Annotated in this window: 21 protein-coding genes; 9 read left to right on the forward strand and 12 right to left on the reverse strand. The window is 43.4% G+C overall.

Going from position 1 to position 24,830, the window contains the following annotated elements:
* Positions 1 to 383: 383 nt before the first annotated feature.
* Positions 384 to 701 (forward strand): hypothetical protein, encoded by a 318-nt coding sequence (locus MSG37_RS13400; RefSeq protein WP_248471155.1) that lies wholly within the window; start codon positions 384 to 386, stop codon positions 699 to 701.
* A 65-nt stretch (positions 702 to 766) separates the two neighbouring features.
* Here MSG37_RS13400 and MSG37_RS13405 read toward each other — a convergent pair whose 3' ends face one another.
* From MSG37_RS13405 to MSG37_RS13420, 4 genes are all read right to left on the reverse strand, one after another.
* Positions 767 to 1,117: a hypothetical protein gene (locus MSG37_RS13405; protein ID WP_248471156.1), complete on the reverse strand. Its 351-nt coding sequence runs from the start codon at positions 1,115 to 1,117 to the stop codon at positions 767 to 769.
* Positions 1,118 to 1,147: 30 nt separating this feature from the next.
* Positions 1,148 to 1,501, reverse strand: a complete 354-nt coding sequence (locus tag MSG37_RS13410; protein ID WP_248471157.1) for a hypothetical protein — start codon at positions 1,499 to 1,501, stop codon at positions 1,148 to 1,150.
* A 235-nt stretch (positions 1,502 to 1,736) separates the two neighbouring features.
* On the reverse strand, positions 1,737 to 4,817 hold the full coding sequence (locus MSG37_RS13415) for an efflux RND transporter permease subunit (RefSeq protein WP_248471158.1): 3,081 nt from the start codon (positions 4,815 to 4,817) through the stop codon (positions 1,737 to 1,739).
* A 108-nt stretch (positions 4,818 to 4,925) separates the two neighbouring features.
* Positions 4,926 to 6,008, reverse strand: a complete 1,083-nt coding sequence (locus tag MSG37_RS13420; RefSeq protein ID WP_248471159.1) for an efflux RND transporter periplasmic adaptor subunit — start codon at positions 6,006 to 6,008, stop codon at positions 4,926 to 4,928.
* Positions 6,009 to 6,227: 219 nt separating this feature from the next.
* On the opposite strand from MSG37_RS13420, the gene MSG37_RS13425 reads away from it, so the two are divergent.
* Positions 6,228 to 7,175 (forward strand): LysR family transcriptional regulator, encoded by a 948-nt coding sequence (locus MSG37_RS13425; RefSeq protein ID WP_248471160.1) that lies wholly within the window; start codon positions 6,228 to 6,230, stop codon positions 7,173 to 7,175.
* A gap of 23 nt (positions 7,176 to 7,198) precedes the next feature.
* On the opposite strand, the gene MSG37_RS13430 is transcribed toward MSG37_RS13425, so the two are convergent.
* The gene (locus MSG37_RS13430; RefSeq protein ID WP_248471161.1) at positions 7,199 to 7,852 is read right to left on the reverse strand and encodes a Qnr family pentapeptide repeat protein; all 654 of its coding nucleotides are present in this window, start codon (positions 7,850 to 7,852) and stop codon (positions 7,199 to 7,201) included.
* Between the two features lie 35 nt (positions 7,853 to 7,887).
* The gene (locus tag MSG37_RS13435; RefSeq protein ID WP_248471162.1) at positions 7,888 to 9,249 is read right to left on the reverse strand and encodes an MATE family efflux transporter; all 1,362 of its coding nucleotides are present in this window, start codon (positions 9,247 to 9,249) and stop codon (positions 7,888 to 7,890) included.
* Positions 9,250 to 9,495: 246 nt separating this feature from the next.
* Between MSG37_RS13435 and MSG37_RS13440 the strand changes: the two genes are divergently transcribed.
* From MSG37_RS13440 to MSG37_RS13450, 3 genes are all read left to right on the forward strand, one after another.
* A complete protein-coding gene (locus MSG37_RS13440; RefSeq protein WP_220782516.1) occupies positions 9,496 to 9,786 on the forward strand; it encodes a co-chaperone GroES in 291 nt (96 codons plus the stop codon).
* Between the two features lie 87 nt (positions 9,787 to 9,873).
* Positions 9,874 to 11,520, forward strand: a complete 1,647-nt coding sequence (gene groL / locus MSG37_RS13445; protein WP_248471163.1) for a chaperonin GroEL — start codon at positions 9,874 to 9,876, stop codon at positions 11,518 to 11,520.
* A gap of 293 nt (positions 11,521 to 11,813) precedes the next feature.
* Positions 11,814 to 12,029, forward strand: a complete 216-nt coding sequence (locus MSG37_RS13450; RefSeq protein WP_248471164.1) for a hypothetical protein — start codon at positions 11,814 to 11,816, stop codon at positions 12,027 to 12,029.
* A gap of 760 nt (positions 12,030 to 12,789) precedes the next feature.
* Here the strand turns inward: MSG37_RS13450 and MSG37_RS13455 are convergent.
* The 5 genes from MSG37_RS13455 to MSG37_RS13475 all read right to left on the reverse strand — a co-directional run bounded on the left by MSG37_RS13455 (position 12,790) and on the right by MSG37_RS13475 (position 18,451).
* On the reverse strand, positions 12,790 to 13,845 hold the full coding sequence (locus tag MSG37_RS13455; protein WP_248471165.1) for a nuclease-related domain-containing protein: 1,056 nt from the start codon (positions 13,843 to 13,845) through the stop codon (positions 12,790 to 12,792).
* A gap of 89 nt (positions 13,846 to 13,934) precedes the next feature.
* Entirely contained in the window at positions 13,935 to 14,531 is a 597-nt protein-coding gene (locus tag MSG37_RS13460) for an excalibur calcium-binding domain-containing protein (RefSeq protein ID WP_248471166.1), read from the reverse strand.
* Positions 14,532 to 14,931: 400 nt separating this feature from the next.
* Positions 14,932 to 15,492, reverse strand: coding sequence for a hypothetical protein (locus tag MSG37_RS13465; RefSeq protein ID WP_248471167.1), 561 nt, complete (start codon positions 15,490 to 15,492; stop codon positions 14,932 to 14,934).
* Between the two features lie 10 nt (positions 15,493 to 15,502).
* Positions 15,503 to 16,075, reverse strand: coding sequence for a hypothetical protein (locus tag MSG37_RS13470; protein ID WP_248471168.1), 573 nt, complete (start codon positions 16,073 to 16,075; stop codon positions 15,503 to 15,505).
* A gap of 213 nt (positions 16,076 to 16,288) precedes the next feature.
* Positions 16,289 to 18,451: a bifunctional 2',3'-cyclic-nucleotide 2'-phosphodiesterase/3'-nucleotidase gene (locus tag MSG37_RS13475; protein ID WP_248471169.1), complete on the reverse strand. Its 2,163-nt coding sequence runs from the start codon at positions 18,449 to 18,451 to the stop codon at positions 16,289 to 16,291.
* A 1,227-nt stretch (positions 18,452 to 19,678) separates the two neighbouring features.
* Here MSG37_RS13475 and MSG37_RS13480 point away from each other — a divergent pair.
* Positions 19,679 to 21,304, forward strand: coding sequence for a BCCT family transporter (locus MSG37_RS13480; protein ID WP_248471170.1), 1,626 nt, complete (start codon positions 19,679 to 19,681; stop codon positions 21,302 to 21,304).
* Positions 21,305 to 21,462: 158 nt separating this feature from the next.
* Here the strand turns inward: MSG37_RS13480 and MSG37_RS13485 are convergent, their stop codons facing one another.
* Positions 21,463 to 21,819: a hypothetical protein gene (locus tag MSG37_RS13485; protein ID WP_248471171.1), complete on the reverse strand. Its 357-nt coding sequence runs from the start codon at positions 21,817 to 21,819 to the stop codon at positions 21,463 to 21,465.
* A 686-nt stretch (positions 21,820 to 22,505) separates the two neighbouring features.
* Between MSG37_RS13485 and MSG37_RS13490 the strand changes: the two genes are divergently transcribed.
* The 3 genes from MSG37_RS13490 to MSG37_RS13500 all read left to right on the forward strand — a co-directional run bounded on the left by MSG37_RS13490 (position 22,506) and on the right by MSG37_RS13500 (position 24,822).
* Entirely contained in the window at positions 22,506 to 23,231 is a 726-nt protein-coding gene (locus MSG37_RS13490) for a DUF6445 family protein (protein WP_248471172.1), read from the forward strand.
* A 109-nt stretch (positions 23,232 to 23,340) separates the two neighbouring features.
* Positions 23,341 to 24,315 carry a tetratricopeptide repeat protein gene (locus MSG37_RS13495; RefSeq protein WP_248471173.1) on the forward strand — a complete coding sequence of 325 codons (975 nt, stop codon included), beginning with the start codon at positions 23,341 to 23,343 and terminating at the stop codon, positions 24,313 to 24,315.
* A 102-nt stretch (positions 24,316 to 24,417) separates the two neighbouring features.
* Entirely contained in the window at positions 24,418 to 24,822 is a 405-nt protein-coding gene (locus MSG37_RS13500) for a hypothetical protein (RefSeq protein ID WP_248471174.1), read from the forward strand.
* Positions 24,823 to 24,830: the final 8 nt, after the last annotated feature.

Raw genomic sequence — 24,830 nt, forward strand, 5'->3', positions numbered from 1 at the left:
TTATCGCGCTTTTTTTATGGCTGACTTTGTGATTGGTATAAGTTGAGTCCATATCAATACTTATCAGAGCTGTTGGCTTAAAAATAGCAATTAACCATAATTAAAATATGGTTAATTAAGCATTGTTCTGATTTTAGGTGTCATTATTTCGTTACAGCGTAGTATTTTTGTAACGCTATTAGGCGAGCTAAAAGAATTACAAAAATCACAACACTTCATATGCTTATGCATAAATACCCTTTATAAATTCAGTCACTCCTAGGCCTGCCGTGGATCGGGTTTGTATCAAAATGCAAAACTTGGTTCATTTTTGTTCTCTAAAATGAACAAATAACATAGACTTGTTGTTAGGCGAATGTAGGCAAATAAGATTGGAGTTGTAAATGAAAAAGTTAACCAGCGTAGCCTTAACACTAGCGATTGGCTGTATTTCTACCTCAGCAATGGCAGAACGACCAGATTTTTCAAAAACCGCAGCAGCACGTGCTGACTACGATTTTTCAAAAAATATCACTGTAGCTAAGCAATCTAATGAGATTCAACGAGGGTCGACTCGCCATGACTTCTCAAAGCCTCTAGCAGCGACCAGTGAATATGATTTTTCGAAAAACCCTCAGGCAAAAGTGCGCAGCTACACTAAGCCGACTACCCAACATGATTTCTCTAAAACAGACGCGTTTATTCGCGATGTGTGTATCTAGCAAGTCTGCTAAATCGCAACTGAGAAGCAAAGGGCTACTGACGAGTAGCCCTTTTTTATGTCTGGTTATTTTGCTCGCTCATCGACTTGCTTACCTAGGCGGTAGGCATCGAGAGCTGCAATAGCCCATGCTAAAACAAAGCCGGCTGTGGCAAGGTTGACATAAAGCGCCTCATTGCCAACAGGTGCTTGAGTCACTGCGCTGTAGATCGCATTGAGCTCTAACGGGATCTCGCCATTCAATATTTGCTGTGAAATAAGCTGCGCACGTTCATACGCATGCCATATAAGGTAAGACAGTGCGGCGAATGAGCTGAGGATAAACACACTGCCTATCATAGGCTTTTTTAAATAAAAGTGACCAGCACCAGGGCAAGCAAGGGCTGATAGCAATACGGCTTTAACGGATGTCTTCATGGTGTGCTGCTATGTCTTTAAATTAAGTGATCATTCAAGATCGATACGGCGGATCGCTTGCTTTAGAAAGTCGACTTTATGTTGTAGGCGTGTTTTGTTCTCATCGTCTTGGCGATAAGCACTCAATTGGCTTTCTACGCCTTGCAACTCTTGCACTAACCAGCCTCGGATCATTACATAGTAACGTGAATCAGTGCCGTAGTGGCTAATGGTATTGAGCGAGGCTTCTGACGGCAGCGCAATCGCAGCGTCAAGTGACTTTACCATAACGCCAATGGCATATTCTTCAGATTGCTCTTTGGCTGCGGCTTGCACTGGCAGGGTAAGGATTACGCTGAGTAACACAGTGCTAATAACCCGCTTATTCGAAGCACAATAAATCATGCTGTTCCTCGTCTGCAATAGTTTGCCAACTACAGTAGCAGCCGCATAGCTTAAATACTCTTAAATTTTTGTTTATCTAAATATTGGATCTATGAAAATGAAAAACCCTGATTAAGCGAACTTAATCAGGGGCGCCGGGAAGCAAATTTTCGGGGTTGACGATTACTTGAGTGTTGACCTCCTTATTGAGAACTCATACTCAGCGTCCTTATCAGGCTTACAGATTGAGATCCGCCTAGGCGGCCTGCTTGCGTGGATAAGGAATTCTGAATGCTAAGGTGTAGGTCACCGGCAAAACGATTAATGTCAGTACTGACGCAAAACCAAGGCCGAAGATAATCGTGATAGCCATCGAGCCAAAGAAGGCATCAGACAATAACGGGATCATACCGAGCATGGTGGTAATGGCAGCCATCAATACCGGGCGCACACGGCTCACCGCCGAGTCAACCACGGCTTGATAAGCTTGTTTTCCTTGAGATAACTCAAGGTTAATTTGATCAACCAATACAATGCCATTCTTAATGATCATGCCGGTTAAGCTCAGTAACCCCAGCAGCGCCATAAAGCTAAACGGTGCATCAAATAGTAATAAGCCTGAAACCACACCAATAAGCGACAGCGGCACAGTAAACCAAATTACTAACGGTTGTCTGACTGAGTTAAACAGCAACACGGTAATTAAAAACATCGCCAAATAACCTAGCGGGATAGAGCTAAATACTGATTCCTGCGCTTCAAGCGAGGTTTCATATTCGCCGCCCCATTCAAGCTCATAGCCAGCCGGTAATGAGATCGCCTCAATATCAGCTTTGATCTTTCTAAATACCGAGTCGGCGGTTTCATCTGTGCCATTAATTGGATCGGCCAGCACTGAAATCACTCGCTTACGATCGCGGCGCATGATCAGCGGATCTTCCCACTCAGTGGTAAAGTCAGATACAACCTGAGTGACAGGTACAAAGGTGTTGTTTTCACTGCTCCAAATTTGCAGCTTCCAAATACTTTGCGCGTCCAGACGTTCTTCTGCTGGTGCGCGGGCAATAATTGGCAATAGATGGCTGTTTTCACGGTAGGTGCCCACTTGCTGGCCACTAAAGTTAGTTAATAGCGCATTATCAAGATCTTGCTTACTAATACCGGTTTCACGGGCCTGTGCTAATGCTAGCTGTGGACGCACTAAGGTTACTTGGTTGCGCCAGTTGTGGCGCACGCCAACTGCAGTTGGTTCAGCCTTTAATACAGCTTCAGCTTGGGCGGCAAGTTGGCGTAAAACTTGTGGATCTTCACCATAAAAGCGCGCTTCAATTTTTGCCGCAGGGCTAGGGCCATTTTCCATATACTTAAAGCGATATTGCGCTTCTGGATATTTCAGGCTCAGCTCACGCTCAAGCACGCGCATGTACTTATTAAGTGTTTGCAGATCTGTCATTTCTAGTAGCAGCTGACCATAAGCCTTGTAGCCCTTTTCTGGTACGTACGACAATACAAAGCGCTGTGCACCTTGGCCAACAACTGTGGTCAGGTTAACAAGACCAATATCTTCAGCTTGTTGCTGCGCCATTAAATCGGTTTCAATACGGCTTAATAAGCGTTCTGTAGCTTTAATATCAGAGCCTTCTGGCATCCACACATCAACAAAAAACATTGGCGTGTTAGAAGCTGGAAAGAACACGTTTTTCACATGAGCAAAGCCAAATACTGATGAGATCAATGCTGAAATAACCAGTAGCAAAGTCACCACTCTAAAGCGCATCGCTAGGTTTAAGGTTTGGCGGTATAAACCAAATAACCAACCTTTGTACGGATCGTCATTTTCTTCTTCGCTAACCACGCCGTCTTTAAACATCAGGTTGCAGAAAAACGGTGTTAGCGTCATGGCAGTGATCCAACTGATAAACAGCGAGATCAACAAGACTTGGAACAGTGATGCACAAAACTCACCGGTAGAGTTATCTGACAAACCAATCGGCGCAAATGCAATAATCGCAATAATGGTGGCACCAAGTAGCGGCCACTGAGTTTGTGAAATCACTTGCTTAGCGGTTTCTAGTCGAGTTTGACCACGCTTAATTCCAATCAATATGCCTTCGGTAACCACAATCGCGTTATCAACTAACATACCTAGGGCGATAATCAGTGCCCCCAGCGAGATGATCTGCAGCTCAATATTGAGCACATTCATCACCACAAAGGTACCTAAAATGGTCAGCAGCAGTACTAAGCCCATTAATAGGCCAGAACGAACACCCATAAAGATAAGTAGTACGCCAATAACGATCGCAATTGACTCGGCCAAGTTAACGAGAAAGCCATTGACCGTCTGGTCCACCATCTTGCTTTGGTCATAAACTGTATCGAGTGACATACCAATAGGCAGTTCGCTATTTAGCTCAGCCATACGTGCGTTTACCGCTTCACCAACATTTACAACGTTAACGCCGCTAGAAAATGCGATACCAATTGATAAGGCTTGCTTGCCATCTGCATGGTAAATGCTCTCTGGTGACTCTTCGGTGTCTTTGTAGATCTTGGCAATATCACCCAAATAGATAAGTTTGGCACTGCCAGGTGGGCTAATGACCAAGCGCTCCATTTGGCTAACCTTATTAAATTCGCCAGTCGGGTGAATACGAATACGGTTATCGCCAACGAGCATGCTGCCGGCGTTAGAGACCACGTTTTGGCTGTTGATAAGGCCATAGATATAGTTTTGATCTAGGCCTAAGGCGTTAAGCTTTTGCTGAGAGATCTCAACCACCACTTGCTCGTTAACAATACCGGCAATGGTGACTTTTTTAATGCCTTTGACGAGCACTAGCTCACGGCGTAAAAAGTCGGCATAGTTTTGCAGCTCGCGGTCGCTGTAACCTTCACCACTGACGTTAAGCAATATGCCGTAAACGTCGCCAAAATCGTCAATCACTTTAGGCGCCATCACACCAGGCGGCAGTTCAATTGCTTTATCGTTGATTTTACGGCGTACTTCATCCCACACCTGTGGCAATTCTTCAGCGCCATAGTTGTCTTTGATTTCGATTTCAATCTGCGACAGGCCAGCACTGTTGACAGAGGTAATGTGTTTAATGCCATCAAGTTGCTGCAGTGCATCTTCCAGCGGCAAGGTCACTTCTTCTTCAACCTGTTCAGGTGAAGCGCCCGGATAAGCGGTCACCACCATAGCTTGTTTGATAGTAAATTCAGGGAACTCTAGCTGACCTAAGCTAAAGAATGAGATGGTGCCACCAACCAGTAGTAGCAGGGCAAACATCCAGCTAATGACTTTATGGGTAATCGAGTATTCAGCAAAATTCATTGGTCAATCTCTTGTAAAGCAAGGCCAAAGCGCGCAGGCGCTTTGACACTATTAAGGCGATTAAAGCAGGCGATTAAAGCAGGGGGTTACGATAGCGTTGGCGCAAGCTTATACGCCGCGCTGCCAGCGCAGCGGCTTAACTTGGAGGTCTTCTGATAGATACTGCACACCAGCCACAACCACTTGATCACCAACATTGATACCGTTAACAATTTCAATGCCATCGGTGGTCACTTTACCTAAGGTCACTTGGTGTTGATTGACCTTGCCAAGCTCTGGGTTATACGCCCATACAACATGTTGGCCGTCGCTATCACGCTTAGTAATGGCACTGGCTGGCAATACTGCTGTAATGCTGCGTAGTTGGCTTTGTGCTATATCCATAGTTAGCTCAGCGCTCATGCCCGGTAGTACCGTCATGTTATTCGGACGCGGCAGAGTAAATACCACTTCATAGCTTTGAGTACCCGGAGTCACTTGGGTGGCGTGTTCTTTAAGCTTAGCGCTGTAAGCCATGCTTGGGTTATTTGCAAAATGCACAACAGGCTGAATGCTGGCGTTGGGATTAAATTGGGTCACGTTACCAGCCAATGATTCAGGCACTTGGATCACCACATCAATATTACTGTCTTTTTGCAGCACCAATACTGACTGGTTTGCTTGCACCATCTGATAGTTATCAATCGCGATTTTAGCCACAGTGCCATCGTAAGGTGCCGTAAGCTCGGTGTAGCTTAGTTGGTCTTGCGCGCTAGCAAGATTGGCTTTGGCTGACTTTAATTGTGCGCTAGCAAGATCATAGTCAGATTGCGAAATAAGCTCGCGGCGTAACAGCTCACCTTTACGTTTGAAATCAGCCTTGGCTAATTCAAAGTCGGCCTCACGATTAAGCAAAGTATTACGGGAATCACGGCTATCTAAACGAGCCAGTAGTTGGCCTTTTTTTACCTGCTGACCTTCGACTAAATCGAATTCAACTAAGTGGCCAGACAGTCTAAATGACAATTCAGCTTGCTTGGTTGCAGCCACTTTAGCGGGGAAAGTACGTAATGAACCGGCATTAACGTCAGTAACCTGTAAAAGTTTGACTGGTCGAATGCTGGTTGGCGCGACTTCAGTAGACTCTGCGCTGCAACCACTAATGATGGCAGTTAAAATAAGGAGTGAAAGTGAAGTCGTTAGTTTAGTCATAACGCAATTTCCATTTGTTAAGGCAAGGTTTCAAATTAAGTTGGCTAAGATAACAGGGCTTTTTGTTGAATAAAATGGAATTATATGGAACCATGAGTTCCGAAAAATGAAACTACTTTTGCTTGATTTGACGCAATTAGTGTGAGCAAACTATTAATGGATAACTGTCATTTGCTGTGTTAGAGCAGCAAAAAAGTCTATTTGAATTGAGATGTTGTAATGAAAACCGAAGATATCGCTTTGTTCCACCGTATTGTTGAAACCGGCAGTTTAGTCGAAGCGGCAGATATACTTAATCTACCCAAATCAACTCTGAGCCGACGTTTACATGCCCTTGAAGAAGAGCTTAATGTTAAGCTGTTTCATCGTCAAAGTAGGGCAATGACACTCACTGCATCGGGGAGTCATTTTTATGATAAAACCAGCGGTATATTGGCTACGCTTGAACAAACCTTATCTGAGTTAAATGGTCAAGACTCGGCAGTATCAGGCCATTTGCGGATCTTGATCTTTCCGATCCCTGAGCTATTGATGATCACCCGTGCGATCTTCGGCTTTATGGATCTGCATCCTGAGCTGACGGTTGAGCTCATCGTGAGTAGTGAGCCGCAGGATATGATCCGCAACAACATAGACTTGGCTTTTATGCTCGAAGATTCATTTAATGAAAACGAGATGGTGGCGCGGCATCTATTTAGCGAAACCGTACACTTTTATGCCAGTCCAAGTTATTTAGCACGTGCAGGTCGGCCACAAGATCCAGATGATTTGCCACAGCATAATTCGATCTTATTTCGCTACCCTAACGGACGTATCTTTAACGATGTGCCGTTTGGCAAAGATAGAACCATTACCGTGAAAGGTAATTTGTGTGTTAATGCGCTAGACACTTGCCTAGAGGCGACCATTCAAGGGCGGGGGATCTCCATGATGCCACTACCTTTTGCTCAGCCTCATGTTGATAGTGGTGAGTTAGAAATGCTGTTTCCTAATGTGGAGCCATACGATGGCAAATGCTTTTTAGTTTACCCTTCAAGGCGTTTTATCAGCATGGCCAGTCAGCGCTTTATTGATCATATTATGCAGGCGATTGAGCAGTGTGAACAAACACAGCTTTGTTGCGCAGAAGCCTATTTAGGCGGCTCAATTAAACCATATTCTCGTTAGTTAATTGCCCGCCAGTAAAGCAGCTATTCAACCACCACAATCCCTAGTGGTGCGAGTAGTTGCTCTTGTTGCCATTGATTAATCATCACGCCTTTTAGATCCACAACTCGTGGATCTAAACCATCAAGCTCGATGCGAGTGAGGTTAGCCCCTTGCAACGCAAAACTGCCCCATTGATCTTGTGAAAACTCACCGCCGCTTAAGTCGCTACCTTTCATTGAGCTGCCGGTTAAATTTGCCCCACGCCAGCGGTTATCAAACAGTTCACACTCTTCAAGTAATAGGTCGCCTAAGTCGGCATAAGCCAAGTTACAACCTGTGATATAGGCCGAGCAAAAATAGCTTTTAGGGGTAATGTAATTGGCAAAGCTGGCGCGGCTAAAGTCGCTTCCTTGCAGGTTGGTTTCACGCAGTTCAAGGCTATAGCAGCGGGCGCCCTTAAACAATGCCATGCTCAGGTTGCAGCGCTTAAAGCTGGCGCTGGTGAGCGTGGCGTAACTAAAGTCACAGCCTATGTCGTCACCGGCAGCCATAAACTTACAGTTAATAAATTCGGCGTCAGTTAAGTCACTATGGTTAAAGCGACATTGGTAAAAACTGCAGTTCTCGAAGCGGGCGTCTTGCAAGTCTTGATCGCTAAAGTCTTCATGATTAAAGATCTGGTCAATGGCATGCATAGTGCCGCTCCTTGGCATAACGTGGTTGAAAATGATTAAGCTTGGCTGACAACAATAGCGGTTTTATCAGGCTCTGAGATCCGGGTAGCCAAAATATAACAAGCAACGCCCATAATCGCATTGGTAATAGGTAATGCCAGCAGTAAGCCTTTGACACCACCCAAATATGAGCCGAGTGCGGCAAGCGGCAACATGATTAAAAACAAGCGACACACATTTAAGATAAGTGAGCTCATCGGTCTGTGATAAGCATTGAGTGAGGTGGCCACCAAAATTACAATCCCCAGCGGACCATAAGCTGCAGGCAGCACCAAAATATAAAAGGTTAACCACTCAATCACTTGTGGGTCGCTACTAAATAGCTCGGCTAACGGCTGGGCTACAAACAGCAGCGGCAAGTACAACAAGGTTTGAAACACCAGCACAAATCTAAGCGATAACATCAGTGCGCTACGGGCACGTTTAGTTTGGCCTGCACCGAGGTTTTGCGCCACAAACGGCACTAAGCTTGATGACAATGCCATCACTACAATCAACATCACTGATTCAAGTCGGGTGCCAGCACCAAAGGCTGCCACAGCGCTGTGATCAATGCGCGCCAACATGGCCATAATAATTGCATTCGCCAATGGGTTAAGCAGGTTCATTACTGCAGCTGGCTGGGCAATGTGGGCCAATTGCTTCCAGTTGCATTTGAGTCGCTCAACATTAGGCGCAACAAAGCCGACCAAGTGGCGTTTAAAAATCAATAAATGGCTAGAAAGTGATAGCGCTACCACCCAAGAAATTACAGTCGCAATAGCTGCGCCCTCAATCTCTAGGCGCGGAAATGGCCCAATACCAAAGATAAGCAGCGGGTCGAGAATAAGATTAATCAGTGCGGCTAACATCATGATTTTGGCTGGAGATTTCGTATCGCCCGTGGCGCGTAGCCCTTGGTTGCCGACCATTAATAGTACTAGCAGCGGCGCGCCTAAATACCAGATAAACATGTACTCATGGATTAGCGGTAGGCTAGAGTCATTCGCCCCAAGCAGGCTAAACAGCGGGTCAATACACAGGCTGCCGAGCACGCCGATAAAGGCAATCAGCAAGAAGGTCAGCATTAAGGCGTCGTGTAAAAACACTTTAGCTTTGTCGGCGTGGCCAGCACCAATTAAACGACCTAGATTGGTTGACACCCCAGCGCCAATACCGATGGCAATGCTAGAGATAATCAGGGTAACCGGAAAGGTAAAACTAATCGCAGCAAGGGATTCAGTCCCTAACTGACTGATAAAAAAAGTGTCAACGAGGCTGAACCCGAGAATGGTTAAAATACCAATCAGGTTTGGAAGACTCATATTTAGCAGTACACGACCAATTGGCTGAGTGAGCAGCCCGTGTCTGTCTCGCATAAGGAAGTATTGCCTCGTCTTTACTCGGAGGGCGATTCTAGCAGGAAAGCCATTATTTTTACCCGCGTGAGTTAAAAAAAATGGATTTATTTTGTAAATAGGGCTTGGAACTGACTAGATTCACCCCCATGTATCGAACATCACGCGGCAGTTCTGGCTTCACTAAAGTGAAATTCAGCAAAGTCGTTACTATCTTTAAAAGCCTGCAGATAAGTTTAGGCATAATTACAATTGGAGCATCCATCGATGAATATTCGTCCATTACATGATCGTGTCATTGTTAAGCGTTCAGAAGTTGAATCAAAGTCAGCTGGTGGCATCGTGCTAACAGGTAGTGCTGCTGAGCAGTCAAGCCGCGGTGAAGTTCTTGCTGTAGGCAACGGACGTATTCTTGAAAACGGTACTGTACAGCCACTAGACGTTAAAGTTGGCGACATCGTAATTTTCAACGAAGGTTACGGCGTAAAGAAAGAAAAAATCGATGGTGAAGAAGTACTAATCCTTTCTGAATCAGATCTAATGGCTGTAGTGAGCTAATCACTCCATTTAGACATTTTCAATACTGGCAAGTGCGCAAAAACGCGGCTTGTCAGGCATTTCAAAAGAATTTAAAGGACATTAAAAATGGCAGCTAAAGAAGTATTATTCGGCAATGACGCTCGCGTAAAAATGCTAGCAGGCGTAAACGTTCTAGCTAACGCAGTTAAAGTAACTTTAGGCCCTAAAGGTCGTAACGTAGTACTAGACAAGAGCTTTGGTGCTCCACTAATCACTAAAGATGGTGTTTCTGTAGCTAAAGAGATCGAACTAGAAGACAAGTTCGAAAACATGGGCGCACAAATGGTGAAAGAAGTTGCTTCTAAAGCCAACGATGCAGCCGGTGACGGTACTACAACTGCAACTGTACTTGCACAAGCAATCGTTACAGAAGGCCTAAAAGCTGTTGCAGCTGGCATGAACCCAATGGATCTTAAGCGCGGTATCGACAAAGCTGTTGTTGCTGCTGTTGCTGAACTTAAAAACCTATCTCAAGACTGTGCTGACACTAAAGCTATCGCTCAAGTTGGTACTATCTCTGCTAACTCTGACGAGTCAATTGGTGAAATCATCGCAACTGCGATGGAGCGCGTAGGTAAAGAAGGCGTAATCACAGTTGAAGAAGGTCAAGCACTAGAAAACGAGCTAGACGTAGTTGAAGGTATGCAGTTCGACCGCGGTTACCTATCTCCATACTTCATCAACAAGCCAGAAACTGGCACCGTTGAGCTAGACAGCCCGTTCGTACTATTGGTTGATAAGAAAGTATCAAACATCCGTGAATTGCTACCTATCCTTGAAGGTCTAGCTAAAACGGGTAAGCCACTGCTTATCGTTGCTGAAGACGTTGAAGGTGAAGCACTAGCAACCCTAGTTGTAAACAACATGCGCGGTATCGTTAAAGTGGCTGCTGTTAAAGCACCAGGCTTTGGTGACCGTCGTAAGGCAATGCTACAAGACATCGCTATCCTAACTGGCGGTACTGTTATCGCTGAAGAGATTGGTCTAGAGCTAGAAAAAGCGACCCTAGAAGATCTAGGTACAGCTAAGCGCGTAGTGATCACTAAAGATGACACCACCATCATCGATGGTAACGGTGAGCAAGAGCAAATTTCTGCTCGCGTTGCACAAATCAAGATCCAAGCTGAAGAATCAACTTCAGACTACGACAAAGAAAAGCTTCAAGAGCGTATGGCTAAACTTGCTGGCGGCGTAGCCGTAATCAAAGTTGGCGCAGCAACTGAAGTTGAAATGAAAGAGAAGAAAGCACGTGTTGACGATGCACTACATGCAACTCGCGCAGCGGTTGAAGAAGGTGTGGTTGCAGGTGGTGGTGTTGCACTAGTACGCGTAGCAAGCAAAATTACTGATGTTGAAGTTATCAACGAAGACCAACGTCACGGTGTAACAATCGCACTACGTGCAATGGAAGCGCCACTACGTCAAATCGCAACTAACGCTGGTGAAGAAGCATCTGTTGTTGCTAACAACGTTAAGAACGGCACTGGTAACTACGGTTACAACGCAGGTAACGACACATACGGCGACATGCTAGAGATGGGTATCCTAGACCCAACTAAAGTAACTCGTAGCGCACTACAGTTCGCTTCTTCAATCGCAGGTCTAATGATCACTACTGAGTGTATGGTAGGCGAAGTGAAGGAAGATGCACCTGATATGGGTGGCATGGGCGGTATGGGTAGTATGGGCGGCATGGGCGGCATGGGCATGTAATCTAACTGGTTAAAATCGCCTATAGCTGCGTTACCTTGCCACTCGTTTAAGAAAGCTAAACGTCGTGGCAAGAAGCCTTGCTCTAGAACGATTTTTCCTGCGTTAGACGTCAAATGTTCAATCCTCATAGGCTTTAGCTCTTGGTTTAATTGCTAAGAGCAACACCTAAAAAGAAAACCCGAGACTGGAAACAGTGTCGGGTTTTTTGATCTTACATAAATTTAATACTTTAAATCTAAATGAAAAAAATATTGATTGTTCTATGTCTTGTTACTTCGTCAGCAAATGCAGATATGTTTACCCCATCCCACTCTTGCTCTAAGCCAATAAAACCTTATGAGTTTACTTCTGAATGGCAGTTAGACAACTTTAAACGGGATGTGGATTATTACAGAGAATGTATCAATCGGTTTGTCGAAGAGCAAAATGATGCAGTAAATACTCATCAGAATGCAGCTCAAGATGCAATTCAAGACTGGAATGACTTTGTCAGTTGGGAACTGAACTAAATATGCCTTCAAAATTTGCTTCAGTTTGATTCGTGTTTAGTGTGTAACGGGGTGAGAAGTTTAGTGGGTATGGCCTTACAATTTTGTAAGGCCATACCATTATCACAATGGGATATAATTGCAGATAAAATCGACTATCTGTATCAATATTATGATGCTAGATAGGCGGCTAGCACTGAAGAATCTAATTGAAAATTCGTGATGGTGTTTGTGATAAATAACCAACTGAGTTTTCTCATTATTATTTTTCTTCATGTTTCCTCCTAATACTTGGAGGAGCAAAAAATACTTTACTTCGGAAGTCACTCTATACTAAAGTTCCTTTAACGGTTTACCGTTTATCAGTGAAAAAGTAAGTTAGCTCCTGAGTTAATTTACATGTGGTTGGTTGCCGTTGCAGCGGTGACCAAACCACCCTCTTTTCGATATCCATATCTTTACTTCTAAATCTGATTTTTATTCAGATTTAAGAATCAACAAACACAAGATGTTGTATTGTTCAATGTTTCTAACATCAAGATAGTGAGGTTAGTGCTTTTTTGCAAGTGGGAATTTAGGGGACAAGTTGTGGATATCTTGAGGATAATCTAGCCTGTTAGTAATGGCTAACCGTTAAAGCTTGTTTCGGTTTGATTTCCTTTTATAAGGTTAACAAATAAACAAATAAAAATGATCTTTAGATCGCCTCTTACTTGCGCGATCTTAGCCGTCCCTTTAGAGAAGTAAGAGAGGGGGGCTCTGAATAAACCTTATCTAACCCCTAAACCACCCGCTGGCCACAACCACACTCTTGGCAGTTTAGGGTGTAAGTCTCTTTGCTTTTCTTCACTCTTGTATTCTTGCTGCTGCACTGTGGGCAGGCTTGTTTCATTGGCGTGTTTTTAGTGCATTGTTTGCAATGTATGTAATAGCCGAATTTGCCATACATTGGCGTGTAATTTGTTGATTCTCCGCAATGTTTACAGCGTAAAACTATCTGAATTGTTTGGCTTTTCTCTGTTTCTGTATGTAATGCGGGTTCTGCTGCTATTGCTTGAGCGGGCATGCGTTGAACCGGCGCTGTGATAGCTGCTGGTATTGGTGTGCTGCCTTGTTCAGTGGCAGTTTGGCTTATTGCTTTTGTTATTTCTGTGTCTGCAGCCGTATTAGGTGCGATATGTTGCTTGATAAGAAATGAAGCGACAGACTCTAACTCTTGTTGATTGAAAGCTGGTCGGGTATCGCTGGTATTTATAAATCTGGCGAACTTACTTTTTAGGTTCATCACCTTGTCGAGTTTCTCTACCAGAAACTCTGATTTTATCAGCTTGTCTGATACGGCCTTGGGCATCGACTTTCTATCAATAATGGCATCACTGGATACTGCACACAGATGATCCCAGCATCGACCTTTGAAGCCTTGTTGTTTAAAGCCGAGTAACTTGCCTAATATCTCGCTGCGATGATGCATCAATAATTCGAGTAATAGAGCTTGTTGCAGCTCTACCTGCTTGATGGGCGAGGGCATGCCTTGCCATTTTGTGGTCTTTGCTTGATAAGTGTTTAGGCTGCGCGTCCATTCCTGTTGCTGGTTGACCTTTACCTGACCTCTGATGCTCTTTGATTCAATTAGAATAAAACCATAGCTGTAAATGATGAGGTGGTCTATTTGCGCGACTTCGTCGTTAAAGCGGAATTTGAAGTCATTGATGACCAGTACTTGTGGGTGATCTTTATAGGCGCGGCGCAGAAAAAATGCCACGTTTTGCTCTTGTTGCTGGCCTGCAATCGCTTGTGCTGATTGCACATTTTGCGGGGATTTAGTTTTCAGAATCATTTATCAATAGCGTCCGTTCTACTGCTTAGCTATAACCGTTTAGCTAGCTGCTGATAATAAAAGTTGTGTTATTTGCTTTTAGTTAGTTTTCACCACCAGTTGCAATGTTGTCTCTCACAGGGAGTGCCATCTCCATCACCGTCCATTTTTGTGCCGGGGCAGTTTTTAATATAAAACTTAGCTTCATCGCATGAGCTCATTTGGCTGCAATGGGTTTTGCCGGTTTCACAGTGAAATTGAGGCTGGTTGCTAAGTGAATTGCTATTTTGCGTTGGCGCAAGTTGCCATTGGGTCTGTTCAATATCATGGGTGCTGATTACAGGGCTTTGATTGAGCCGCTGATATTGGCTGTATCCCAAAGCAACAATAGCGATGATGGCTGGTATGGCGAGTTTACTTAAAAAGCTAGGCTTATTGCGATGAGAGTGATTTTTACGATGTCTATTGCCCGTTGAGGTCGCGATTACCGCAACACCTTCAATACTGGCTTTGCTGGCTTTAACTTTGCCATCGGCTTGCTGCTCGCGATGAAACAGAATTTGGTCGCCAACAATGGGCTTACGAGCCATGTGCTTTAGCGTCGAGATATGAATAAACACATCTTTGGCATTGGCGGCTTCAGGCTTAATAAAGCCAAAGCCTTTGTCCGCGTTCCAGCGAACAAGGGTGCCTCTTTCCATGAGCATCTTGCGTGACTTCCTGTTTACATCCAGTTAATTGCTACCAAGATACTCGTTGTTGCTTTATTTGTCAGCTCTAATTATGTTCAATTTATTGGTTAATTTTTAAGGCAATCAATTGCTTGATTAATAATCGCTGGTTGGAAAGCTATTATTAAACCTATTTAACTCGGAGTTTAAATTTTCCGCTTGTCTAACCTAGTGTAGATGCGGCTGAGGCCATCGAAAACAAGGATGTTTTCGTTGAGCATACACGGACGTACTTGCCGCGAGCCTCAGAAGTATCTGCACATACGCCTGCCGCAGGCAATTGGAACCACTTTTTTAACTTTCAATGCAATGTCTCGGGTTACTAAGCTGCTTTAAAAAGCCATTTAATAAGTTGTTGGCTACAACCATATTAATATCAGCCTGCCCATGCTTGGTTAAAGTTTTCAATCGCTACAAACTCGATGCCTGTTGGTGAGTGGCGCATGATCTGATCGACAATATCTTTATGAAAAAACGTATGAAATCCCCACGAGCTATCGCGAAACACCTGTCTTTTGTATAGCGGGATCTGCGCCAGTTTATCGGAGTCTATAACCAGTGTTTTCATGCCACTAATGTAGCCACGTTTAAAGCGTTTAAATTCGCTTTTTTCATGGCAAATGACATCGATTTCATGGGCGAGTTGCAGCATCATGAAATCATGTTCGCCTTGATCAAGTAACTTGAGTGGGATCCAGTTACTGCCATATAGCGGCTCAAGTGCTAGCGAATCAAACAAGCGTTGAGATATGGCAAATTCTGGCTCAAGTAGAATGTCGGCAATCGCATACTCTTGCTCTGGCTTATGGGTGGCAATAACTGGCACTGGTGCACTTGGGCTGGTAAATGGAGTGCGCAGCACTTCCTCTTCAAACTCTTCTGCGACTTCATAGATTGGCGTTGGCTGGTTCTCTCTTATAAAAAAGTAATCATTCATATTGTTAGCTTTAGCCTCCAAAATCTGAATAGCCTTCAGCTGGAATAAACTCCACGCCAGTTAACTTGAGCTTAGTCAGTTGCTCGACCACTGATTTATGGAAAAACACTTGTTTATACCAAGCGGGATCAATAAATATCAGCCGTTGTGCTAACTCGACTTCAGCTAAAGCTTTAGGGTCGATGCGTAACTGATGAATACCGCTAATCATCTCATCGCCGTCGTCGTCCTTGCGGTAGCGTTTGATATTACTATTGACTCTATCTATTGCTTTTAGATGGTTGGCAACTTGTAGCATGACGAACTCATGATTGCCGTTGTGAATCAAATCAATATTGACCCAATTTACCCCTGAAATAGTGTTTAAATCTAAGGTGTCAAATATGCTTTTTCGTAGTGAGAATGCAGGCATTTCAAATACGTCAGGTACGCTGCAGCCTGCTTCAGAATCATATTGGATGACTAAAGGTACCGGCGCTATGGGAAAGGTAAATGAGTCGACAGGTACGGCATCGATATGTTCATCAGCAAAAACATAACAGGCGATACCGACATTTTCTCTGGCAAAGAAGTATTCGCTCAAGACTAACTCCATGTTTTAAATATTTAAGCGGTTATGGATCTTTGGAAGAATATCTTACTACGGCTAATAAGCTTACTCTAAATAAATCTCTCAACTCTGCTGTTTGAGGTGGTTTGGCAGCTAATGCAAAAAATCCCTACTTATTGCTAAGTAGGGATTTTTGTTTGCGCTGTAACTGTCTTAGTTTAAGCGCTTTAACTCATTTAGTTTGAGTTACTTAGCTTTAGCTGCGCAGTTAAACTCGCCGCTGTAGTCAAAGTTAAAGTGGAACTTAGTAAAGCCTTCAGTACCCGCTTTAGTTTCTTCTGCTTTCTCAGTTGAAAGGCCTGTGATGCCGTTGTCTACACAGCGGAATGCTTCATCTAATGTTGCTGATGCAAACCAAACGCTGTCACCTTTTGCTTGTGCTTCTGGTGCTACTAGCTGGAACACTTCAGCATTCGGGAATGCTAGAGAGGTATCGCCTTCATTGCCATCTAGTGAGTCTTCTAGGTAGTACTGCACTAATTCACGGTTGTTGAATGCGGCTTCTTCTTTAACAAGCACTGCTTTATCAACACCTGGCATTTTCACGTTAGATGCGCGGTAGTTGTTAGTGATCACGTAAATTTCTGCGTCATCAGCAATTTCAACACCGTTATAGGTTAGGCTAGCTAGCTGTTTATTGTCAGTCTCTGTGTATTCAAAACCGTTAATATCGATGTACTTTGACTCTTGTTCAACGTTAACAGTGTACTTAAGTAAGCCTTCACCAGCTTGGTTGAAGCCACCAAAGAATACGTCAAAGTTGTAGCCTGGGAATGACTCATTCAAGAAGCGCTCACCAGCAGCTAGAGGTAGGCTGTTGTATGCGTTTGAGTTAACCCACTCGATCCAGTTCTTCATATCAGAACCAGTCATTTTTAATACCGCTGGGGTGTTGTTATCAAATACATAGATATCAGCAACAGAGGCGTTAGTTAGCTCACCTTCTTGAATGTTGGTGTAATCTTTTGGACCGTTACGGCCAGACTTGAACGGTGCAGAAACTGACAAGAAGATAGCGTCTTCAGCGGCGTCTTTAAACTCACCCGCTTCTTTCCACTTCATTAACTGGTGCAGTTGCGCTTCGTTAACCACTTGGATAGATAGATCAGGTACCACTTGTGGGAAGAAGCTGTTCATGTTCACATCGATATCGGCAATTGAAGCTGACATGTAATCGATAGTGCCTTGGTGCTCGTCAGCCACTAAGTCTTCGATAATACGATTTGAGCTGTTAGGAATAAGCGAGCGTAATGTTGAAGTTGATTTTGAGTGGTCAACGTTCCAGCTTTCACCGTCATCTTTGGTGGTTAGCGTTAGGTCAATCACACCTAGCTTAGCGCCCCAGAAACCTGGCATAACAGCAGGGATACCATTGATTAAACCAAGCTCGGCATCAACACCGTCGATTTCGCCGTATTCACCTGTGGTATTTGGGAATTCACGGTGATCGTGACCAAACATGATGGCATCGATGTCATCAACGTAAGCAAGGTGTAATGTAGCGTTTTCAGCGAACTCGTCGTTATTGTCATTTAGGCCAGAGTGAGGAATTGCAACAATAATGTCTGCGCCTTCTGCTTTCATTTTTGGTACATAGTATTCAGCTGTTTTCTTGATGTCAGACACCATCACGTTACATTTTAGTAGTGACGCATCCCAACCCATAATGTTTGGTGGAGTAAAGCCGATAACACCCACTTTAACGATATAAGATTCACCGTTGCTGCTCTTAAATTCACGATCTAAGATCACGTATGGATTATATTTATGTTCCGCTGTTTCATAGAACTCTTCAGTAATACGCACTTCACACTCATCTGCTGCATTGCTTACTTTTTCTAGCGAGTTATCCACTTTCCATACGTTGGCGCTAACATATGGGAATTCAGAGCCTTTAAGTGACTCATCTAGGTAATCTAGACCATAGTTAAACTCATGGTTACCTAAGTTAGCTGCGTCGTATTGCAGCTCATTCATAGCTTTATAAACCGGGTGAGTGTTTTCTTTAACGTGATCAGTACCTAAAGACGCCATGTAGTCGCCCATTGGACTACCTTGAATTAAGTCACCGTTATCAAATAGCATGCTGTTTTCTACTTCGTTACGAGCCGCTTCGATAACTAAAGAAGTACGGGCTAAACCCCATTCAGGTAGTTGAGTTTCGTTCACTTCCTGGCTGACAAAGTAGTTGTATGGCATCACGTTAGTGTGAATGTCAGTGGTTTCCATTAGGCGCACACTGATAGTGTTATCACTCACGTGATTATTATCGTCATCAGAGCTGTTACAGCCCACTAGCGCTGCAGCAATGCTTGAAACAAGCAGAAGCTTTTTAGTACTTAATTTCATGTTTACTCCCATAATCATTTTATATTTTTTAATTAAAAATTAATAACAGCACTTAAGGTATTAATAGGGACTTAAGTGATGCTGGAATATTAGCTAGCTATTGTGTATGTACTTAAATTTTCGGGTAAATTAATTAAAATTAATAAGGAAGTAAAGTGAACTATATATGTCAGCTTATAAGTGTTAATGGTCATGTTTGATAATTAATTTTGCAGATATAACACTAGCCAGTAATAAAATTAAATATATTCTTCTTATGACCTGTTAATGATGCATTCTTATGGCTTTTTTATACTCACATTTATGCCGCTGTAATTGTTTTTTGCAACTTTTCAACGTTTATTGTGCTTCTGCTTTTCCATTTCGCATCAGTTTTTGCAGAATGTAACAGCTGGTTTTATTGATGAGCTTTAGCGCTTAGATAGTTTGCTGAAAAGAACATCACTTTACTAATGTTTGATAAGCTTTTTTAAAACAGCGGGCTAAGGCAATAAAATAGGTTTTGATTGTTATCTTATGCTTAGGCTGTTACTGAGCTAAAACGCTTGCGGAATAATAAAACCGCATTATTTAAAATGAATTGATTGTCAGTTATCTATAATTTTCCATGAAAAATGATCAAAAAATATCATTTCTGGATTTTAATGATTTTTATTGCTTATTTATTAGCTGTATTGCTTGAGAAATATAATTTTAATCAAGTGGAATTAGATCTTACTATTAACATTTGTTTGTTGAAATTAAATGTTCAGCAACACCAAAAATCCATCATTTTATCGCGTAAGCTCAATTATCAAGTGTTAATAAGGGGCCTCTGTTATAGCTTGGGAAAATTGAGAACAAGATTATCAGTAAGTCCAACAGTTGCTTTTGCCTTGCTGCTGGCTAAGCGTTCTAGCAACAATAAGTTGGGGGATCTTGTTATCTCTAGCTGATAGCGGTTTGCTCTTCTAAATTGAAAAAGCTCTCTAAGCTTAAATGCCTGAAACTAGGTTAAAATTAAAATAATTCACTAGTTACTAATATTTACTGCAACTTACGTGCTAGTTAGTGTGGTTTTTATTCGACTTTCGTATGTGTTAAAATATCGCCCCTTTTACGGCCTCAACCTTTACAAAGTTGCTCTAAGTCTTTGCAATAGCCGAGGAAAACTCACCGACTCAGCATCAAATTGCCTGTCTAAATAGGGCGAAGTTGCTTGCTGACGACGAAAAAAGTGAACACTACATGTCGAATTTGACACAATCTGTCGATCGTAAATCAACAGATGAAAACTATCTTGCGGCTCATCCACCCGAGCGCAGCGATCCATCTAGCTTAAACGCCTTTGCCAGCCCTGTGCTCTGGTTAAGTGGCGGTTTCCTTGTTCTATTTGTTTTACTTGCTGTATTTGATACTTCCGCTCTGTCCAACGTGATTCAAGTTGGATTCTCAAAAGTGACCCTATGGTTTGGCCCATTTTGGCAGGTGTTATTACTGGCTAACTTGGTGATTGGTCTCTATTTAGCCTTTGCCAGAACTGGCGATGTCATTTTAGGTAATCGGGCTAAGCCTGAAATGGATACCTTTAAATGGTTGGCAATTATTCTGTGTACTCTGCTCGCTGGTGGCGGGGTATTTTGGGCGGCTGCTGAGCCGATTGCCCATTTTGTGTCTTCACCGCCATTTTATGGTGAAGCCGAAGGTCGCCGTTTGGCAATCAATGCGTTATCACAATCCTTTTTGCATTGGGGCTTTCTAGCTTGGGCGATACTTGGCACTTTAGCCGCAATCGTGCTGATGCACTTGCACTATGATAAAGGCTTACCGCTGCAGCCACGTACCTTGTTGTACCCGATTTTTGGCGATAAAGCGCTAAATGGCTGGATTGGTACCTTAACAGATACCTTCTGTATTATTGCTGTGGCAGCAGGAACTATTGGTCCTATTGGTTTTTTAGGGCTGCAAATTAGTTATGCGCTGAACGCGCTATTTGGCGTGCAAGACACCTTAATGACCCAAAGTTTAGTGGTGGTGTTTGCCATTGCCATGTACACCTTGTCGGCATTAAGTGGCTTAAGCCGTGGTATCCAGATTATTAGTCGCTATAACATTATTTTAGCGGCAGCGTTGATTATCTTCATTCTGCTGTTCGGCCCAACGAGCTTTATTGTTGATGGTTATCTGCAGGGCATGGCGAGAATGGTGAATAACTTTGTGCCTATGTCGCTGTATCGCGGTGATGCTGACTGGTTAAGTTGGTGGACAGTATTCTTCTGGGGCTGGTTCTTAGGTTATGGCCCTATGATGGCGATTTTCATTGCGCGAATTTCTCGTGGCCGCAGCATTCGTCAACTGATCTTGTCGATCGCTTTGATTGCGCCGCTGATCACCTGTTTCTGGTTTAGTGTGGTAGGGGGCTCAGGGCTTGCGTTTGAGCTGGCTAATCCCGGTGTGATGGCCGATGCCTTTGAAGGCTTTAATTTGCCGGGCGTGTTGTTAGCTATTACTTCGCAGTTGCCTATGCCCACTCTGATTGCGATTCTGTTTTTGATCTTAACTACCACCTTTATTGTTACTACAGGTGACTCGATGACTTATACCATTAGTGTGGTGGTTAGCGGATCGACTGAGCCAAGTGGCGCGATGCGTGCATTTTGGGGGATCTTAATGGGCTTAGTTGCAATCGCGCTTATAGCAATGGGCTCGGGCGGTATTTCAGCCTTGCAGTCGTTTATTGTGATAACAGCGGTGCCGGTGTCGTTTGTGTTGCTGCCAACCCTGTGGCATGCCCCGAAAATGGCCAAATTAATGGCGGAGCAGCAGTTTGGTAAGCTCGCGCATAATACTGTGCAGGTAAAGTCATCCCGCTAATTTGCTGTTAGCGGCATAGCCTTAACGACTGAGCCTTAATCACTGAGTCTTAACCATGTAGCCTCAACAACTAGGCTATTGTTTGTTGATTTAGCTTAGAAAAGCTCAGATGTTAATCTTAAGCCCCATTACTTAATTGTATTGGGGCTTTTTTATGATCACATCTCTTCCGTTACTGTGCACATGCCAGTAAAGGCTGGTTGACCGGCTACTTGCACCGTTGCAAGTAACTCATGATCTGCGAGTGGGTATTGGCCATAGGCGATATAAGTTGGGGTTTCGCTGATGTCTTGGCCATCAACACCATCGATACGGTAGATGTTGCTCATAACTGGTGACTTGTAGCTGCCATCAATTTTTACTAGAGATTCGTTTGAACGAAGGATCTCAATATTCTTCATTACGACATCATCACTGCCTTTGACCTTGCAAATTAGGTCGCCAGCTTGTGCTACGCCGCTCAATGCTGCAATGCTAATGGTTGAACCGATTAATAGTTTACTCAATGTATTCATTCAATTTAGCCTCATTAATTGTGCACCCAAACAAGATTTGTTATCTCGCATTAAGTCGAATGCCTGATTTCATTTCTAATAGCGGTATTTAAAATGCTTATTTTGTGCGAGTAATGAGTATGAGCGCACAGGGCTAAGAATAGTTCCCCTTGATAAGCTGTCAATTTGCCAGATTTCTATCTTGAATCAATAAATGAGACTTGAGTGCATTTTTGTCGGTCGACAATGGGATCTTGCTGGCTAATTAACTATTCTGAGCAGCTTAGTCTAAAGCAGGCGTGAAGCTTACATGGATTAGTATAAGCTTCACTTTGTGGTTGAAGCATTATTTAGCCATTCAAAATCGTTAGCTGCTATGTATTGCATTAATTCATTCTTTCCACGAATGGGCATTGAAACTCCAAATTTTATTTATGATTTTGCTCAGAGGGTTACAAATGAATTGGCTGGCTAGTTTATCCAAATAAAATGTACACACTAGTACTAGCGGTGACTTTATCTGCCTTTTTAGCGAGTGTCTGTGATAAATCACAGTCTACGGTGCAGAGGCGATATCAATATTTTATCTGTTGAGGATAGATTTAGTTTTATTAAATCTGTATATTTTTGAGTCGTTTATTTGATGTTAGTGTTGTGTTCGCGCTTTAAAGAGCAAGATAAATCAGATGCAAAGGGACTGTATCATTATGGCGATAGTTACAGATATTAAGTTGTTGGCCGTTAATCCTGATGCGCACATTCAGGTGCTGCAATTACCTGATTCAGAGCATTTGATTTGGGTTGTTGATGACTTTGTTGCAGACTTCGGGACATTGGTCGATTACAGCAATAATCAAGCTTACTTTAACAAGCCCGGCAGGGATGGCACGCTTTTTCCTGGCATGCGTGATGAGATGCCCAATAGCTATTACAAAACTTTGTCTGCAATGATTGAGCTACTTGCAATACAGCCACAAGGTCAGTATTTCAAACGGCATCAAATAGCAAAGTGCTGGCTATCTAAAGTCACCTTAACTCCGCAACAATTAACCGCTAGACAAAAGATGCCACACTTTGACTCTTTGGTTGACCACTCTATGGCTGCTGTACATTATCTCAATGATGATAACTTAGGTGGAACCAACTTTTACCGCTATAAGGGGACAGATAAATTAGCTCTTTGTTTTGATGACAAAGAGATGATCTTGGACATGGTTGAAAAGGTTGAAAGTTCTGCTGAGCGGCGCTCAGGCTATATTAATGATAGCGATGATTTGTTTGAAAAAGTCTTTTCTATTGCTGCAAAACCTAACCGATTAGTGATCTATTCTGGCAATATTCTTCATAGTGCAAACATAACAGCGCAAGTCGAGTTTGATAAAAGTGCGCTGAATAATCGTACCTCAATCAATTCCTTTTTTAGTGTGCATTAACAGACAAAGATAGACGCCGCTTGTTGAGATCGCCTTAACGGAAAAAGAGCTAAGCCAATGTTATACCTATTATAACATCTTGATGTAACGCTGTTGTGGGTGCTTGCCTATGCGCATTTTTTTAATCGTTATCATACTGGTTTTGCAGAGCTGCAGCAGTCAGCCTACGCAAGACAATACAGCTGTTAATACTCGGGCGCTATTCGACCCTTGGTGTCACTATGCGGCAGATGGATTAGCCGAGCAGATTAGCCAACAATGTATCGATAATGCCGCCGCGGGCGATGTTGATGCGTTAACCAATTTGGCTTATCTCTATGCCAAAGGCATATTGGTTGAGCAAGATTTTGCGCGAGCCATGGTGTATTACCGTAAGGCGGCTAGGCAAGGTATGCCCGAAGCACAATACTCACTTGCAGAGATGTATCGCGGTGGCCGTGTCGGTGAGGCAAATTATGAGTTGGCGCGTTATTGGTATCAACAGTTGGCCAGCCAAGCTGTCGACCCGCAATATCCTAGGCATCAAGTCGATGCCCAGTTTATGTTGGGATTAATGCACTTTCAGGGCGTGGGTGGCGCGGTTGATTTAAAGGCGGCACAGCATTGGTTAACAATCAGTAGCAGTAATGGCCACAGTGAAGCGCCATATGTACTAGGTAAGATCTATCTAGAGCACTATAACCAGCCTGCTCAGGCACTTAAATGGTACCAAGTGAGTGCTGAGCGTGAGTTTGCGCCTGCAATGCACCAAATCGGCATGATGTATATTGATGGTACATCTGGAGAGGTCGATGCAGTGAAAGCTGAAACTTGGCTTGAGCGCGCAGCGAGCTTAGGCTTGGCTGAAGCCCAAGTTGATTTAGCCACCAGTGAATATAACGGCATGAACGGCAAGCCGGATTTTATCAAAATCTATGTTTGGTTAGATGCGGCCGCTGGTCAAGGTAATGCCATGGCTAAGCAACGGCTCGAATTTATTGCAGCTAAACTTAATCCACAACAATTAGTTAAAGCACGGGCATTGAGTAAACAGTGCAGCGCGAGCCAATTTAAACAGTGCAAGACCCTCAGTTTAGCTAACTAATCATAAAAATTAACTTTTGATTTTAATCTAGGCCTCAGGTTGGCTAATTATGATGAGCTGATTTGTTGTCTATTTTTGTGGTTTAAATAAGGATTTATTGTTTTGAATACTGCTAATTCCAATTCATCTCGCCGCAAACCTTTGATTGCTTTGGGTGTTGTGGCTTCTATTGTGGCGCTGTTTGTGGCTTTAGTTATGGTTATGCCAAAAGGCTTTAAGGCAACCCATGAAGAGATAGGTACAGGTAAGCCTGCTATCGTTTTTGTTTATGATAATGGTTTGGCGATGAGCAACAGCCAAACTGAGCAGATGAATGAAGCGCGGGATTACCTTGGTGACTCGGTATATTTTTTGATAGCAACAACTGGCACACCTGAAGGCGATAAGTTGATCCGCCAACACCGTGCTGATTCGGCAGAGTTATTATTATTTGATGCTTCAGGCAAGCTCACTAAAAGACAGTATGGCCTGAAAACCGCTGGCGAGTTAGTTATGTGGGTAGAGTAATCATCATT

The sequence above is a fragment of the Shewanella sp. 1CM18E genome (genome assembly GCF_023161665.1).
Classification (GTDB): Bacteria; Pseudomonadota; Gammaproteobacteria; order Enterobacterales; family Shewanellaceae; genus Shewanella.